Annotated in this window: 14 protein-coding genes and 1 pseudogene; 6 read left to right on the top strand and 9 right to left on the bottom strand. The window is 71.6% G+C overall.

Features of this window, described 5'->3' with window-relative positions:
- The first annotated feature begins 19 nt into the window (after nt 1–19).
- Complete coding sequence (gene tuf, locus QUE40_RS02935) at nt 20–1213, top strand: elongation factor Tu (protein WP_142004343.1); 1194 nt, start codon at nt 20–22, stop codon at nt 1211–1213.
- A 15-nt stretch (nt 1214–1228) separates the two neighbouring features.
- On the opposite strand, the gene QUE40_RS02940 is transcribed toward tuf, so the two are convergent.
- The 5 genes from QUE40_RS02940 to QUE40_RS02960 all read right to left on the bottom strand — a co-directional run bounded on the left by QUE40_RS02940 (nt 1229) and on the right by QUE40_RS02960 (nt 5422).
- A complete protein-coding gene (locus tag QUE40_RS02940; protein ID WP_289232275.1) occupies nt 1229–2398 on the bottom strand; it encodes a carbohydrate ABC transporter permease in 1170 nt (389 codons plus the stop codon).
- Nucleotides 2395–3378: a carbohydrate ABC transporter permease gene (locus QUE40_RS02945; RefSeq protein ID WP_289232276.1), complete on the bottom strand. Its 984-nt coding sequence runs from the start codon at nt 3376–3378 to the stop codon at nt 2395–2397. The genes QUE40_RS02940 and QUE40_RS02945 overlap by 4 nt, the downstream gene beginning before the upstream one ends.
- Before the next feature lie 11 nt (nt 3379–3389).
- Complete coding sequence (locus tag QUE40_RS02950) at nt 3390–3806, bottom strand: hypothetical protein (protein WP_289232277.1); 417 nt, start codon at nt 3804–3806, stop codon at nt 3390–3392.
- Nucleotides 3803–4780, bottom strand: a complete 978-nt coding sequence (locus QUE40_RS02955) for an ABC transporter substrate-binding protein (protein ID WP_289232278.1) — start codon at nt 4778–4780, stop codon at nt 3803–3805. Before QUE40_RS02955 ends, QUE40_RS02950 begins: the two co-directional genes overlap by 4 nt.
- A gap of 126 nt (nt 4781–4906) precedes the next feature.
- Nucleotides 4907–5422 (bottom strand): CGNR zinc finger domain-containing protein, encoded by a 516-nt coding sequence (locus QUE40_RS02960; protein ID WP_289232279.1) that lies wholly within the window; start codon nt 5420–5422, stop codon nt 4907–4909.
- A 77-nt stretch (nt 5423–5499) separates the two neighbouring features.
- On the opposite strand from QUE40_RS02960, the gene QUE40_RS02965 reads away from it, so the two are divergent.
- The gene (locus QUE40_RS02965; protein WP_289232280.1) at nt 5500–6711 is read left to right on the top strand and encodes an MFS transporter; all 1212 of its coding nucleotides are present in this window, start codon (nt 5500–5502) and stop codon (nt 6709–6711) included.
- On the opposite strand, the gene QUE40_RS02970 is transcribed toward QUE40_RS02965, so the two are convergent.
- A complete protein-coding gene (locus tag QUE40_RS02970) occupies nt 6705–7325 on the bottom strand; it encodes a hypothetical protein (RefSeq protein WP_289232281.1) in 621 nt (206 codons plus the stop codon). The two genes, QUE40_RS02965 and QUE40_RS02970, sit on opposite strands and share 7 nt — an antisense overlap.
- Nucleotides 7322–7609 (bottom strand): hypothetical protein, encoded by a 288-nt coding sequence (locus QUE40_RS02975; protein WP_289232282.1) that lies wholly within the window; start codon nt 7607–7609, stop codon nt 7322–7324. Before QUE40_RS02975 ends, QUE40_RS02970 begins: the two co-directional genes overlap by 4 nt.
- A 173-nt stretch (nt 7610–7782) precedes the next feature.
- Between QUE40_RS02975 and QUE40_RS02980 the strand changes: the two genes are divergently transcribed.
- Entirely contained in the window at nt 7783–9054 is a 1272-nt protein-coding gene (locus tag QUE40_RS02980) for an aspartate aminotransferase type Ic (RefSeq protein WP_289232283.1), read from the top strand.
- Nucleotides 9055–9227: 173 nt separating this feature from the next.
- Nucleotides 9228–10028, top strand: a complete 801-nt coding sequence (locus tag QUE40_RS02985) for an endonuclease I family protein (protein ID WP_289232284.1) — start codon at nt 9228–9230, stop codon at nt 10026–10028.
- A gap of 193 nt (nt 10029–10221) precedes the next feature.
- Here QUE40_RS02985 and QUE40_RS02990 read toward each other — a convergent pair whose 3' ends face one another.
- Both QUE40_RS02990 and QUE40_RS02995 read right to left on the bottom strand, forming a co-directional pair.
- Entirely contained in the window at nt 10222–10596 is a 375-nt protein-coding gene (locus QUE40_RS02990; protein WP_289232285.1) for a hypothetical protein, read from the bottom strand.
- 5 nt (nt 10597–10601) lie between these two features.
- Nucleotides 10602–11072, bottom strand: coding sequence for a helix-turn-helix domain-containing protein (locus QUE40_RS02995; protein WP_289232286.1), 471 nt, complete (start codon nt 11070–11072; stop codon nt 10602–10604).
- A gap of 118 nt (nt 11073–11190) precedes the next feature.
- Between QUE40_RS02995 and QUE40_RS03000 the strand changes: the two genes are divergently transcribed.
- Entirely contained in the window at nt 11191–12030 is an 840-nt protein-coding gene (locus tag QUE40_RS03000) for a pyruvate, water dikinase regulatory protein (protein ID WP_142004352.1), read from the top strand.
- Nucleotides 12031–12077: 47 nt separating this feature from the next.
- A pseudogene (gene ppsA, locus QUE40_RS03005) lies at nt 12078–14500 on the top strand (phosphoenolpyruvate synthase).
- The last annotated feature ends 7 nt before the right edge of the window (nt 14501–14507 follow it).

Consider the following 14507-nt stretch of genomic DNA (forward strand, 5'->3'; position numbering starts at 1 on the left):
TCCTTGAAGGAGGACCCCAGTGGCTAAGGCCAAGTTCGAGCGGACCAAGCCGCACGTCAACATCGGCACGATCGGTCACGTCGACCACGGCAAGACGACGCTGACCGCTGCCATCACCAAGGTTCTGGCGGACAAGTTCCCGCAGTTGAACAAGGCTGCGGCGTTCGCTGACATCGACAACGCTCCCGAGGAGCGTCAGCGCGGTATCACCATCAACGTCTCGCACCAGGAGTACGAGACCGACAAGCGGCACTACGCCCACGTCGACGCCCCGGGTCACGCCGACTACGTGAAGAACATGATCACCGGTGCGGCTCAGATGGACGGCGCGATCCTCGTGGTCGCCGCCACCGACGGCCCGATGCCGCAGACCCGTGAGCACGTGCTGCTCGCGCGTCAGGTCGGTGTGCCCTACATCCTGGTGGCGCTGAACAAGGCCGACATGGTCGACGACGAGGAGATCCTCGAGCTCGTCGAGATGGAGGTCCGTGAGCTGCTGTCCAGCCAGGAGTTCGACGGCGACAACGCCCCGGTCGTGAAGGTCTCGGCGCTCAAGGCGCTCGAGGGCGACGCCGAGTGGGTCAAGTCGGTCGAGGACCTGATGGACGCGGTCGACGAGTCGATCCCGGACCCGGTGCGCGACACCGACAAGCCGTTCCTGATGCCGATCGAGGACGTCTTCACGATCACCGGTCGTGGCACCGTCGTCACCGGCCGCATCGAGCGCGGTGTGCTGAACGTGAACCAGGAGGTCGAGATCGTCGGCATCCGCCCGGAGAAGCAGACCACCACGGTCACCGGCATCGAGATGTTCCGCAAGCTGCTCGACGAGGGTCGTGCGGGCGAGAACGTCGGCCTGCTGCTGCGCGGCACCAAGCGTGAGGACGTCGAGCGCGGCCAGGTCGTCGTGAAGCCGGGTTCGATCACCCCGCACACCGAGTTCGAGGCGCAGGTCTACATCCTGGGCAAGGACGAGGGTGGCCGTCACACGCCGTTCTACGACAACTACCGCCCGCAGTTCTACTTCCGCACCACCGACGTGACCGGCGTCGTGCACCTCCCCGAGGGCACCGAGATGGTCATGCCGGGCGACAACACCGAGATGACCGTCGAGCTCATCCAGCCTGTCGCCATGGAGGACGGCCTGCGCTTCGCGATCCGCGAGGGTGGCCGCACCGTCGGCGCCGGCCGCGTCACCAAGATCATCAAGTGACGATCTGCTGACGCACTAGCTGCACGCGCAAGGCCCCGGGCTTCGGCCCGGGGCCTTTCGCATGCCTGCGCACGGGCGGCGCACGGTGCGGCGGTGGTCCGGCGGGGGTGCGGTGGGGCGCACGGTTGGGCGGTGGTCCGCGAGGGCGTACGGGCGGTTGGGCAGAGCACGGTGCGGCGGTGGTCCGGCGAGGGGTGCGGTGGGGCGCACGGGTCGGCGGTGGTCCGGCGGGGGTGCGCTGGGGCGCACGGGTCGGCGGTGGTCCGCGAGGGCGTACGGGCGGCTGGGCAGCGGTGGTCCGCCCGGGGGTGCGGGGTGGTCAGCCCTTGTCGGCGCCGCTGGTGAGGCCCTCGGTGAGCCAGCGCTCGGCGATGCCGTACAGCACGATGATCGGCACGGTGAGGATGACCGAGCCGGCCATGAGGACGGTCTTGGGGACCTCGATGCCGTTGGACAGCTGCGACAGGCCGAGGAGACCGTCCAGTCCTCGCGCTTGGCGGCCAGGAACAGCAGCGCGAACAGGAACTCGTTCCAGGCGATCATGAACACGAACAGCGCGGTCGACATGATCGAGGGCAGCGACAGCGGCAGCGTGATGCGCAGCAGCGTCTGGGCGCGACTGGCGCCGTCGATCGCCGCGGACTCCTCGATGCTGACCGGGATGGTCTCGAAGTAGTTGCGCAGCATGTGGATCGCGATCGGCACGGTCTGCACGACGTAGACGAGCATCAGCCCGACGAGCGAGCCGGCGAGGCCGAGCTTGCTGAACCCGATGACCAGCGGGATCGCGAGCACGATGACCGGGAACAGGTAGACCGACAGGAACAGCGCGCTCACCGTGCGGCGACCGAAGAAGTCGAGCCGGGCGACGGCGTACGCGCCGAGGACCGACACGATCATCGTCAGCACCATCGCGAGCAGCGCGACCTCGAGCGAGTTGCGCATGAAGCCCAGGAAGCCCTGGCCGCCCTCGTCCTCGGGGGCGAGCACGTCGCGGTAGGTCTGGGTGGTGAAGACCTTGGTGTCGTACCAGAGCCGGCCGGGGTTCTTCAGCAGCTCGTCGATGGGGACGAACGACAGCAGCACCATGTACAGGAACGGGAAGACCGTGATCACGACCAGGCCGGCGATGACGACCCAGCGGCCGATGCCGAAGACGCGGTTCTGCAGGGCGTGGCGGTTCATGCGTCCTCCCGCTCCGTGCGGTTGAGCCACTTCAGGTAGAGCAGCAGGAAGACCACCATCACCAGCGACAGCACGACCGCCTGGGCGGCCGCCGCGCCGGCGTCGAACCGGCCGGTGAGGTAGTCGTACACCCGGACGGCGGCGACCTCGGTGCCGGCGGTGCCGCCGGTGAGCAGGTAGACGTCGTCGAACTTGTTGAACGTCATGATCAGGCGCAGCACCGCGAGCAGCGCGATGACCGAGGCCAGCTGCGGCAGCAGGATGTGCCGGAAGCGCTGCCAGGGCGTCGCGCCGTCGACGATGGCCGCCTCGGTGATGTCGCGCGGGATCGCCTGCAGCCGGGCGAGCAGGAACATGAACGCGAACGGGAAGTAGCGCCAGATCTCGAACGCGATCACGGTCAGCAGCGCCAGCGGCTCGACGCCGAGGAAGTCCTTGGCCTGGTCCCAGCCGAGGAAGCGCTGGCCCCAGACGTTGGCGATGCCGTACTGCGTGTTGAGCATGACCTGCCAGACGAAGGCGACGGCCACGACCGGGGCGACGTAGGGCAGCAGCATCGCCGAGCGCACCAGCCCGCGGCCGGGGAAGGCGTCGCGCAGGGCCAGGGCGGCGAGCAGACCGAGCGCGATGGAGCCGACGGTCGCGGCGACGCTGTAGACCACCGTGGTCAGCATCGAGCTCCAGAAGCCCCGGGCGCCGAGCACCTCGCGGAAGTTGTCGAGGGTGAGCGGGCGGAACGGGCTGGCCTCGCGGATCTGCAGGAACGACAGGTCCTGGAAGGCGATGAGCACGTTCCACAGCACGGGGATCACGACGACCGCGATGACGACGATGACGGTCGGGGAGACCATCAGCAGCCCGTCGCGGTTGTCCTTGCGGCTGCGGCTGAACGTGCGCTCGCGGTCGTTGTCCGCGCCGCGCGGCGCGGCCGGGGTGGTGGGGACCTCGGGTGTCGGGTCCGAGGCGGTGGTCGCAGGCATCGCAGTCCTCCTCAGCTGCCCGACGTGGCGATCTCGTCGACGGCGTCGCGCGCCTCGCGCGCCGCGCCGGTGGGGGTCATGGAGCCGTTCGCCATGCCGGCCACCGCCTTGGAGATCGGCAGCTCGGCCGAGACGGGGCCGAGGATCGAGCCCTGCCCCTGGGGGATGGCCCACCGGTTGAGGTTGGTCCAGACCCCGGAGATGGCGTTCATCGTCTGCGGGTCGTAGACCGCGTCGAGGCGGCGCTTGGTGTCGACGCCCGAGGGCAGTCGCCGCCAGGCCTGGACGTACGCCTGCGACCCGGGGGTCGGGCCGAGCCGGGCCGGGAACTTGCCCTCCGGCGCCATGCCCATCCACTGGGTGTAGCCGTCACCCAGGGCGTAGCTGATGAGCCGCTTGGCGCCGGTGGTGTTCTGGCCCTTGATCACCGCCCACGACGCGACCTCGCCGAAGCCGCCGGCGCCGGTGCCGTCGGGACCGTTGACCGCGGTGACGACGCCGCTGTTCTTGGCCAGCCACGTCCGGTCGCGCTGGCACGGTCCGCAGGTGGGCAGCGCGTCGTTGCGCAGCCCGGCGAGCTCGTCGAGGATGAACGTGGACCACAGGACCATCGCCGACTGGCCCGAGAAGTAGCTGGCCCGGGTGGTGTCGACGTCCTGCCGGCCGTCGGGGAGAAGGAGCGGGCGAGCTGGTCGTACGTCGACCAGGTCCGCTCGCAGGGCGGGTCGGTGATCTGCACGGCGCCCGCGCGGTCGACCAGCTGGCAGTCGTTGCCGAGCGCGAGCGACTCGAACGACTGCTGGGTGAACACGTCGGCCGGGTCGGTGCTGAGCGTGATGCCGAACTGCTTGTCGCGGGTGAGGGTGCGCGCGGCGCGCACGAGGTTGTCGTACGTCGTCGGTGGCTGGAGCCCGGCCTGCCGGAACAGGTCCTTGCGATAGACCAGCACCTGCGCCCACCCGTCGGAGGGGACCGCGAGCGACTCCTGGCCCTCGCTGGTCATCTGCACGGTGCGCGGGGCGAAGGTGTCGCGGCCGAGCTGGTTCATCACCTCGGTCGCGGCCGGGCGGTCGAGCACGTCGAACCGGTCGAGCTGGCGGACGTAGCCGAGCGGCAGGCCGCCGACGACGTCCGGAAGGTCACCGGTCTGCGCGGCGCTCGCGATGAGCTGCGGCAGCTGGGCCTCGTCGACGGCGACCAGCTCGGCGCTGACACCGGTGCTGCGGGTGAAGCCCGCGAGCATCGCGCGCTGCGCGGCGATGCGGTCGGTCTGGGCCTCCAGGCTCCAGACGACGATCTGGTTGGGCGGGCGCGGCTCGTCGTCGGCGCATCCCGCGAGCGCAGGGGTCAGCGCCAGCGCTGCCGCGGCGGCAGCGGTCGCGGCGCGAGCACGTCGGCGCATGAGACCTCCCTCGGTGTGGACCACCCCTCATAGGACCGCGTGGGGGGCCTGCTGGGAAAGGCTTTTCGCAGAATTTCACCCCTGCGGGTACGCGTGACGTGCGTGACAGCAGTGACCGGTGTGCCGTCAACGGCGGCGCGCGCGGTGGGCCGCGGCCTTGACCCGGTTCTGGCAGCGGGTCGAGCAGAACCGGCGGTGGGCGTTCTTGGACAGGTCGACGTAGACCCGGTCGCAGGCCGGTGCCGCGCACACCCCCAGGCGGCTGCCGAGGTCGCCGCCGATCGCCATGGCCAGGCCCGCGGCGATGCCGGCGGCCCAGCCGCGCTCGAAGCTGTCGTCGGGGCCGTGGAAGTGCAGGCCGTAGCCGCCGTCGGGGCGCAGGTCCAGCTCGGGGCGGGCGCGGGTGTCGCGCAGCATCCGGTTCACCAGCTCGGCGGCCCCCGCGAGGTCGTCGCCGTCGAGCAGACCGAAGACCGAGCGGGCCCGGCGCACGTGCGGCAGCAGCGACTGCGCCTGCTGCTGCGTGGGCGAGCTGTCGTAGCCCGCCGCGGTCAGCGCCACGCGCACGGCGTCGCGCAGCGGCGCGCCCGCGGGCTCGGCCACGGCTCGTCCGCCGTCCTCCCCGGGGGACAGGGCGTTCACCAGGGCCACGGTCGCGCCGATAATGCGTCGAACGTGACTGTTGAAGTGCATTTCGGTAGTCATCTAGCCTCCGGGTCATGTCACTGGACAACGAGCGTACGACAGTCACGGGCCGGTCGCGCGGCGGCACCACGCGAATGCTGCTCCCGCTGGTGGTCGCCCGCGTGGTCAACCGGCTCGGCGGCTTCTCGATGGGCTTCCTCGGCGCCCGGCTGAGCGTCGACCTGGGCGCCCCGATGTCGCTCGTCGGGCCGGTGCTCGCGATCTTCGGGCTGTGCACGATCCCCTCACGCGTGCTCGGCGGGGTGCTGGCCCACCGCATCGGCTCACGGCGCACGCTGGTCGTCGGCCTGCTCGCCTGCGCGCTCGCCCAGGCGGTGGCGGCCCTCGCCGGCAGCGTGGCGACGGTGGTGCTGGGCGCGGTGCTGCTGGGGCTGGCCCAGGAGATCATCGAGCCGGCCACCCAGGGCTTCGTCGCCGAGCAGGTGCCGGCCGAGCGGCGCGCGTCGGGGTTCGCGCTGCTGTCGGCGGCGATGTCGGTCGCCGGGGTGCTGGCCGGCGCGGTCGCCGGGCTCGTCGCGCCGTTCGGCGTCGCCTGGCTGTTCGGCGTCGACGCGATCACGAGTCTCGCGGCGGCGGCCGTCGTGGCCGTGCTGCTCGTCGACGTCCGGCCCCCGCGCGAACCGGGCCGCTCCTGGCGGCGCTCGCTGTCGCCGCGGCTGCTCGCCTGGACCGGGGTCGGCACCGTCTACGGCACGCTCGTGATGGTCGTCGTCCTCTTCTTCCCGCTGTCCGTGGTGCGCGCGGGCCATCCGACGGCGTACGCCGGGTGGCTGCTCGCGGTCGTCGCCGGCTTCGCGGTGCTCGCCCAGCGGGCCGTGGCGCACCTGGAGACGCGCGTCCGACCAGCGCTGCTGCTCGTCGCCGGCTACGTCGTGCTCGCCGGCGGGCTCGCGCTGTGGGCGACGGGCACGGTGACCGGCCTGCTCGTCGGGGCGGCCCTGGAGGGGGCGAGCGGGTCGCTGCTGCTCGGGACGCAGCAGGCGGTCGCGGCCGGGATGGCCCGGCCGGGTGACGAGGCGGCGGTGATGACGACGTACGGCCTGTCCTGGGGTGTCGCGGCGGTGCTGGCTCCGCTGGTCGGCGCCCCGCTGCTCGAGCGCGGGCCGCAGCTGCTGTGGGGCGCGGCGGCCGCGCTCGCCGGGCTGCTGGCCGCCGGGCACCTGGCCGCCCACCTCGCCGGGAGGGTGCGAGGTGGGCGGAGCCGGGTGCGGGCGGTGGCTCAGTGACCGACCCAGCAGCGGGTGGGACGGAACCCGGTGGGCGCGTCGTCGAGCGACAGCTCGAACGTGGACCACCCCGGCGCGTCCTTCTCCTCGCCGACGCCGCTGTCGGTCAGCGTGCGGCCCGAGGCGTCGGAGCACACGACCGACAGCAGGTTCGCCGACCCCTTGCCCACCGTGCGGTAGCGGCCGCTGACCTTCGGCGTGCCGGTGTCGGTCTGTCCGAACGAGAACGACGGGTCGACCTCGGCGACCGTCGCGTAGTCGTCGGGCTGGTTGTCCTTGATGCGCAGCGAGACCCGGGTGGCCGACGTCTCCGCGCCGCTGAGCGTCTTGCTGGACGCGAGCACCTTGATCTCGTCGGTCAGGCCGCCGACGGGCACCTGCTCGTCCTGGATGGCGACCACGTCGCCGCGGGCGTCGCGCAGCACGAACTGCACGGTCACGGTGCCCCGCTCGGTGGAGGTCGCGCGCAGCACGGCGAACAGGTTGGTCGTCGAGCTGCTGCCGGAGCTGTACGCCCCCAGCCGCTCCACCGTGACCCGGGTCGCCGGGCCCGGTCCCAGGTTGCCGAGGGTGGCGTTCACCGTCGTGTCCGGGGCGAGCTCGCCGTGCTTCACCGGCGCCTCGGGGAGGCGCCGCCCGTCGCGGGCGGGCCGGGGTTGTCCGCGGGCGGGGTGGTCGCGCCGGTGCCGGCGGAGCTCGGGGTCGCGGTGCTGGAGCCGGGGGCCGTGCTGGGTCCGGAGGTGCTGGACGGTCCGGACGGGGCCGCGCTCGACGAGGTGGTCGTGGGCGGCGCGTAGTCGGTGATGGTGTCCGGCGCGTCGTCCCCCTGGCAGGCGGTCAGCCCGAGGGCGAGGCTCGCGGCGAGGGCGAGCGAGGCGGTGGTGCGGGAGGTGCGCATGGCGGGCGTCCTTTGCGATCGTGAACACGGAACGCCGGTATGAGTGTTTGCAGCTGCGAACGGTTCCATCGACTTCTGCGCGGGGCCGGCGACGCCGGTGAGACGCCCGGGAGCGAGGCCCGCGGCCCCTGCGACAATCGAGGGACCGCCCGTCTGAACCAAGGAGACGTCCCGTGGCTCTTGCCGACCTGTCCGCCGCCGAACTCGCCGACGCGCTCGCGACCCAGCGCACGGCGTACGACCGGATCCGCGAGCAAGGGCTGACGCTCGACCTCACGCGCGGCAAGCCGTCGAGCGAGCAGCTGGACCTGTCGGAGGAGCTGATGCGGCTGCCGCAGGGGCACACCGCGGCCGACGGCACCGACGTGCGCAACTACGGCGGGCTCGCGGGCCTGCCCGAGCTGCGCGAGATCTTCGCCGAGCTGCTCGGCGTCGAGCCCCGCCAGCTCGTCGCGGGCGGCAACAGCAGCCTGACGATGATGGCCGACACGCTGAAGAACCTGCTGCTGCACGGCGGCGTCGACTCCGAGCGGCCCTGGCTGCAGGAGGAGAAGGTGACCTTCGTCTGCCCGGTGCCCGGCTACGACCGCCACTTCGCGCTGCTGGAGTCGCTCGGCATCGAGATGGTCACCGTCCCGATGAACGCCGACGGTCCCGACGTCGAGGCCGTACGCCGGCTGGTCGCCGACGACCCGTCGGTCAAGGGCATGTGGCTGGTCCCGACCTACGGCAACCCGACCGGGATCACCTGCAGCCAGGAGGTCGCGGCGGAGCTGACCGCCATGCCGACCGCCGCGCCGGACTTCAAGATCCTGTGGGACAACGCCTACGCGCTGCACCACCTGACCGAGGACGAGACCAAGTCGGCCGACGTGCTGTCGCTGGCGTCGGCCGCGGGCAACCCGCACCGGCCGGTGGTGTTCGCCTCGACCAGCAAGATCACCTTCGCCGGGGCGGGCGTGGCCTTCCTGGCCGGGTCGCCGGAGACCGTGAAGTGGTTCACCGGCCACCTCGGCAAGAGCTCGATCGGCCCCGACAAGGTCAACCAGCTGCGGCACGCGCAGTTCTTCGGCGACGCCGACGGGGTGCGCGCCCACATGGCCAAGCACCGCGAGATCATCAAGCCCAAGTTCGACGCGGTCGAGCGCATCCTGAGCGACGACCTCGGCGACTCCGGCGTCGCGCGCTGGACCACGCCGGAGGGTGGCTACTTCGTGAGCCTCGACGTGCTGCCCGGCACCGCCGGTCGCGTGGTCGAGCTGGCCAAGGACGCCGGGGTCGCGCTGACGCCGGCAGGGGCGTCGTTCCCCTACGGCCAGGACCCCGACGACACCAACATCCGGCTCGCGCCGACCCTGCCGCCGCTCGCCGAGGTCGAGTCGGCGATGGCGGTCGTCACGACCTGCGTGCTGCTCGCGGCGGCCGAGAAGCTCAGCGCCGGCTGAGCCGAGGGCGTCCACCGAAGCCGAGAGCGGCGGCGGCCGCGAGGCGGGCGCTGATCAAGGGGCTGGCGCGGCCCGGCCGCGCAGGCTTGAGCAAGTCTTGAACCTGCGTTCACCCGGGCCTGACCGACGCGCGAGCAGCATGGGGCTCGTCCGTCCCCCTCCGGAGGAGCCCCATGCTCACCTGCGCCCGTCGCGCGCTCGCCGTGGTCGGCGTCGCCGCACTCGCCGCCACCACCCCGACCTGGACCGCCGGCCCGGCCAGCGCGGCGACCTCGCCCCCGGCGGCCGTCAGCGTCGCCGACTACTACGCCGGCACCGAGGGCCTGACCGGTCTGCCCCTGAAGAACAAGCTCAACGACATCGTCAGCACCCAGTCCGTGCTGACGTACGACCAGGTCTGGGACGCGCTGCGCCGCACCGACGAGGACCCGGCCAACCCGAACAACGTCATCGAGCTCTACACGGGCAGGTCGACCCCGAAGACGAACAACGGGGGAGACGTCGACAACTGGAACCGTGAGCACGTCTGGGCCAAGAGCCACGGCGACTTCGGCACGACTCCCGGGCCCGGCACCGACCTGCACCACCTGCGCCCGACCGACGTGACGGTCAACGCCGACCGCGGCAACCTCGACTTCGACAACGGCGGCACGCAGAACGACGAGGCGCCGGGCAACTACGCCGACGGTGACTCCTGGGAGCCGCGCGACGCGGTCAAGGGCGACGTGGCGCGGATGATCCTCTACATGGCCGTGCGCTACGACGGGGACGACGGGGCGCCCGACCTGGAGGTCAACGACCAGGTCAACAACGGGTCGGCGCCCTACCACGGCCGGGTCTCGGTGCTGGTCGCGTGGAGCGCGCAGGACCCGCCGGACGCGTTCGAGCAGCGGCGCAACGAGACGGTCTACGCGATCCAGGGCAACCGCAACCCGTTCGTCGACCGCCCCGAGTGGGTCGAGGCCATCTTCTGACGCAGGCGGCGCACCAGCGGTGCGTCCCCCTCCCCTCACGGGAGCGCGCCGCCGGTGCGCCTCGTGAGCGCGACCGACCCGCAGGTCTCCACCCCTGGGCGCGCCCGCGGACCAGCCTTCGGGAGCGAGGACCGCGACGGCAACCCTGCGGGCCGAAACTGCCGCCAGACTGCCGCTCGCGCCGGCCCCGGCGTCAGGTGCCGGGCTCCTCCCAGTCCCAGGCGAAGCCGTACGACCCGGGCGGCACGTCCTTCAGCGCCAGCTGGACGAGGGGCTCGCGCTCGTGGCTGACCGCGCCGGTCACCTCCTCGCGGCCGGCGGTCGCGGTGACCTGCCACAGCCGAGCCGGCGGCGCCTCGAACTCCACGCTGACGGCGAGCGAGGCCATGCCGCGACGCGAGCCGCGCAGGACCCGGTGGGAGGGCTCGCCCGCGTCGTCGGGCTCGAGCACGGTGTAGTCGATGACCGCCGACTCGCCCTCCTGGAGCGGGCGGGCGAACTGCAGGCCGAAGATGACCAGCCCCAGCGTCGGGACCTCGCGGCGGCCCGCGACGGTGCAGCCGTGCACGTCGCTCAGCTGGACCCGGGGAGCACCAGGGGGTCGGCCGCGTTGATCAGGCAGGTCCCGCGCACGCCGTCCTCCAGCGCCAGGATCACCGCGTGGTAGCGACACTCGACCATCCGTCGCGAGGCGGAGATGCGCGCCCGGCTGGAGACGTGGGTGTAGCGGATGTCCTTGCCGTACTCCTCGGCCAGGAAGCGGCTGACCTGCTCGTCGTCGGTGACCCCCGTCCGGGCGAACAGCCGCTCGAACGGAGCCATCGGGACCTGGGCCCAGGTGCGCAGCAGCCGGGCGCGCTCGGCGCGCGGCAGCGCCAGCGCGGTGGCGAGCGACTCCAGCGTCGCGAGGTGCGGCTCGCGCACCTCGTCGCGCTCGAGCGCGCGCAGCGTGCGCACCGACACGCCCGCTCGTTCGCTCAGCTGCTGCTGGGTGAGTCCGTGCTCGCGGCGCAGGGTGCGCAGGAGGGCGGCGCGCTGGTCCATGTGCCGAGTATCACCGCCCCGGGGGCTGGTGCTCGGAGGCCGGGACGGTCGTCTCGCAGGGCGAGGAAGGTCCAGGCCTGCTGCACGGGCGGGGGAGCGACCTGGGAGACTGCCGCTCATGACCCCCGACCAGGCCGAGCAGGTGTCGGCGACGCCGGCGTTCTTCCTGGCCGGTGGCACGGGCATCTCGGCCGAGACGCTGGGCAACATGATCCTCGGGCAGTTCCCGACGGTGTCGTTCCAGACCCGCAAGATCCCCTTCATCAAGTCGGTCGAGCAGGCCCGCCAGGTGGTGGCGCTGGTCGACGCGGCCAAGACCGACGCGGTCACCCCGCTGGTCTTCTCCACGGTGGCCGACGAGGAGATCCGCGCCGAGCTGATGAAGACGGTGTGCGCGTTCATCGACCTGTTCGGCTCGCACCTGGACATGGTCGAGCGGGTGCTGCACGTCAACGCCGCCCACGACGTCGGGAGCGTGCACGGCATCGCCGACCAGCGGGCGTACGAGGCCCGGATGAAGGCCATCGACTACTCCATGGAGCACGACGACGGGCAGAGCCTGCGCGCGCTGGAGCAGGCCGACCTGATCCTCGTCGCGCCGTCCCGGTGCGGCAAGACGCCCACGTCGATGTACCTCGCGATCCAGCACGGCCTCAAGGTCGCGAACTACCCGTTGGTCGAGGAGGACTTCGAGTCCAGCGACCTGCCCCGCCCGATCCGGCCGTACGCCGACCGCATCTTCGGCCTGTTGTCGACCCCGCAGCGGCTGAGCCAGGTGCGCAGCGAGCGCCGACCGGGCTCGCGCTACGCCACGCTCGCGCAGTGCAGCTACGAGCTGCGCCGGGCCGAGGCGCTCTACGCCACCCACCGCATCCCCTCGGTCAGCTCGGCGAACATGTCCGTCGAGGAGATCGCCGCGGTGATCCTGCAGAACCTCGACCAGCGCCCACGCAGCTGAACCCGGCCGCGACGACCCCAGAGCAGCACCTCGGAAGGACACCGCAGATGACACGCAACGTGGAGTGGTTCGCCGACCTCGGCCTCGACGACGTCGAGCGGGTCGGGGGCAAGAACGCCTCCCTCGGCGAGATGGTGCAGCACCTGGCCAAGGCCGGGGTGCAGGTGCCCGACGGCTTCGCCACGACGGCCGAGGCCTACCGCCGCTTCCTGACCGAGGGCGGGCTCGCCGACGACATCAACGCCCAGCTGCGCGCGCTCGACGTCGACGACGTGCGCGAGCTGGCCCGGTCGGCCGCAGCATCCGCGAGACCATCGAGTCCCACCCCTTCCCGGAGGACCTCGAGCAGGACATCCGCGACAGCTACGACCGGCTGGTCGAGGAGAACGGCGAGGAGGTCTCCTGGGCGGTGCGCTCCAGCGCGACCGCCGAGGACCTGCCCGACGCGAGCTTCGCGGGGCAGCAGGAGACCTTCCTCAACATCAAGGGCATCGACAACGTCCTGCACGCGATCAAGCTGGTCTACGCCTCGCTCTACAACGACCGGGCGATCGCCTACCGCGTGCACAGCAACTTCGACCACGAGGCCGTCGCGCTGTCGGCCGGCATCCAGCGGATGGTCCGCTCCGACGTGGGCGCCTCGGGCGTGATGTTCACGATCGACACCGAGTCCGGCTTCGACGACGCCGTGTTCATCACCTCGTCGTACGGCCTCGGCGAGGCGGTCGTGCAGGGCGCCGTCAACCCCGACGAGTTCTACGTCTACAAGCCGGCGCTGCGCGCCGGCCGCCCGGCGATCCTCAAGCGCGGCGTGGGCTCCAAGGCCATCAAGATGGTCTACACCGACGACGCCGGGGTCGGGCGCACCACCGAGTTCGTCGACGTCGAGGAGGCCGAGCGCCCGCTGCTGTCGCTGACCGACGACGAGGTCACCCAGCTGGCCGAGTACGCCCTCAAGATCGAGGAGCACTACGGCCGCCCGATGGACATCGAGTGGGGCAAGGACGGCGTCGACGGCGGGCTGTACATCCTGCAGGCCCGGCCCGAGACGGTGAAGTCGCGCCAGGCCGGTTCGACCCTGCAGCGGTTCAGCCTCGCCGAGCGCGGCACGGTCGCCGTCGAGGGCCGCGCCATCGGTCAGAAGATCGGCGCCGGCGCCGTGCGCACGCTGCGCTCGGTCGAGGACATGCACGAGTTCCAGACCGGCGAGGTGCTGGTCGCCGACATGACCGACCCCGACTGGGAGCCGATCATGAAGCGCGCCAGCGCGATCGTCACCAACCGCGGCGGGCGCACCTGCCACGCGGCGATCATCGCCCGCGAGCTGGGCATCCCGGCCGTGGTCGGCACCGGCAGCGCGACCTCCGCGCTCACCGACGGCCAGGAGGTCACGGTCTCGGCGGCCGAGGGCGACACCGGGTTCGTCTACGAGGGCAAGCTCGACTTCTCGGTCGACGAGACCTCGCTGGACTCCATGCCCGACATCCCGGTCGGCATCATGATGAACGTCGGCACCCCCGACCAGGCGTTCGAGTTCTCCCGGCTGCCCAACAAGGGCATCGGCCTGGCGCGCCTGGAGTTCATCATCAACCGGCAGATCGGCATCCACCCCAAGGCGCTGCTCGACCTCGAGGCCGGCGGCGGCAACCTCTCGCCCGAGCTCAAGGCCGAGATCGAGGCGCTGACCGCGGCCTACGACAGCCCGCGCGAGTTCTTCGTCAAGCGGGTCGCCGAGGGCGTCTCGATGCTGGCGGCCGCCTTCGCGCCCGAGCCGGTCATCGTGCGCATGTCCGACTTCAAGTCCAACGAGTACGCCAACCTCGTCGGCGGGACGGCGTACGAGCCGGACGAGGAGAACCCGATGATCGGCTACCGCGGCGCCTCGCGGTACCTGTCGGAGGACTTCGCCGAGTGCTTTGCGATGGAGTGCGCGGCGCTGCGCCACGTGCGCGACGAGATGGGCCTCACCAACGTCAAGGTGATGATCCCCTTCGTGCGCACCCTCGGGGAGGCCCAGGGCGTCACCGACCTGCTGGCCGAGCACGGGCTCGAGCGCGGCAAGAACGACCTGCAGGTCGTGATGATGTGCGAGATCCCGAGCAACGCGGTCAACGCCGCCGAGTTCCTCGAGTTCTTCGACGGGTTCTCGATCGGCTCCAACGACATGACCCAGCTGACGCTGGGGCTGGACCGCGACTCCTCGCTGGTCGCCGACAAGTTCGACGAGCGCGACCCGGCCGTCAAGCAGATGCTCAGCATGGCCATCACCGCCTGCCTCGACCAGGGCAAGTACGTCGGCATCTGCGGCCAGGGCCCCAGCGACCACCCCGACCTCGCGGAGTGGCTGATGGAGCAGGGCATCCAGACGATGTCGCTCAACCCCGACACCGTGGTCGAGACGTGGATGCGGCTGGCCCGCAAGGTCGGCACCGCGCCGGCGGAGGAGTCCGAGGCGCCCGCAGGCTCGTGAGCCCCGG

The sequence above is a fragment of the Barrientosiimonas endolithica genome (genome assembly GCF_030296655.1).
Classification (GTDB): Bacteria; Actinomycetota; Actinomycetes; order Actinomycetales; family Dermatophilaceae; genus Barrientosiimonas; species Barrientosiimonas humi.

What these genes read in the sequence shown, in the direction of transcription:
- QUE40_RS02965 (WP_289232280.1), top strand. Translation starts at nt 5,500, where the DNA reads ATGTCACTGGACAACGAGCGTACGACAGTCACGGGCCGGTCGCGCGGC.
- QUE40_RS02940 (WP_289232275.1), bottom strand. Translation starts at nt 2,398, where the DNA reads ATGAACCGCCACGCCCTGCAGAACCGCGTCTTCGGCATCGGCCGCTGG.
- QUE40_RS02995 (WP_289232286.1), bottom strand. Translation starts at nt 11,072, where the DNA reads ATGGACCAGCGCGCCGCCCTCCTGCGCACCCTGCGCCGCGAGCACGGA.
- QUE40_RS02945 (WP_289232276.1), bottom strand. Translation starts at nt 3,378, where the DNA reads ATGCCTGCGACCACCGCCTCGGACCCGACACCCGAGGTCCCCACCACC.
- QUE40_RS02985 (WP_289232284.1), top strand. Translation starts at nt 9,228, where the DNA reads ATGCTCACCTGCGCCCGTCGCGCGCTCGCCGTGGTCGGCGTCGCCGCA.
- QUE40_RS03000 (WP_142004352.1), top strand. Translation starts at nt 11,191, where the DNA reads ATGACCCCCGACCAGGCCGAGCAGGTGTCGGCGACGCCGGCGTTCTTC.
- QUE40_RS02975 (WP_289232282.1), bottom strand. Translation starts at nt 7,609, where the DNA reads ATGCGCACCTCCCGCACCACCGCCTCGCTCGCCCTCGCCGCGAGCCTC.
- QUE40_RS02955 (WP_289232278.1), bottom strand. Translation starts at nt 4,780, where the DNA reads ATGCGCCGACGTGCTCGCGCCGCGACCGCTGCCGCCGCGGCAGCGCTG.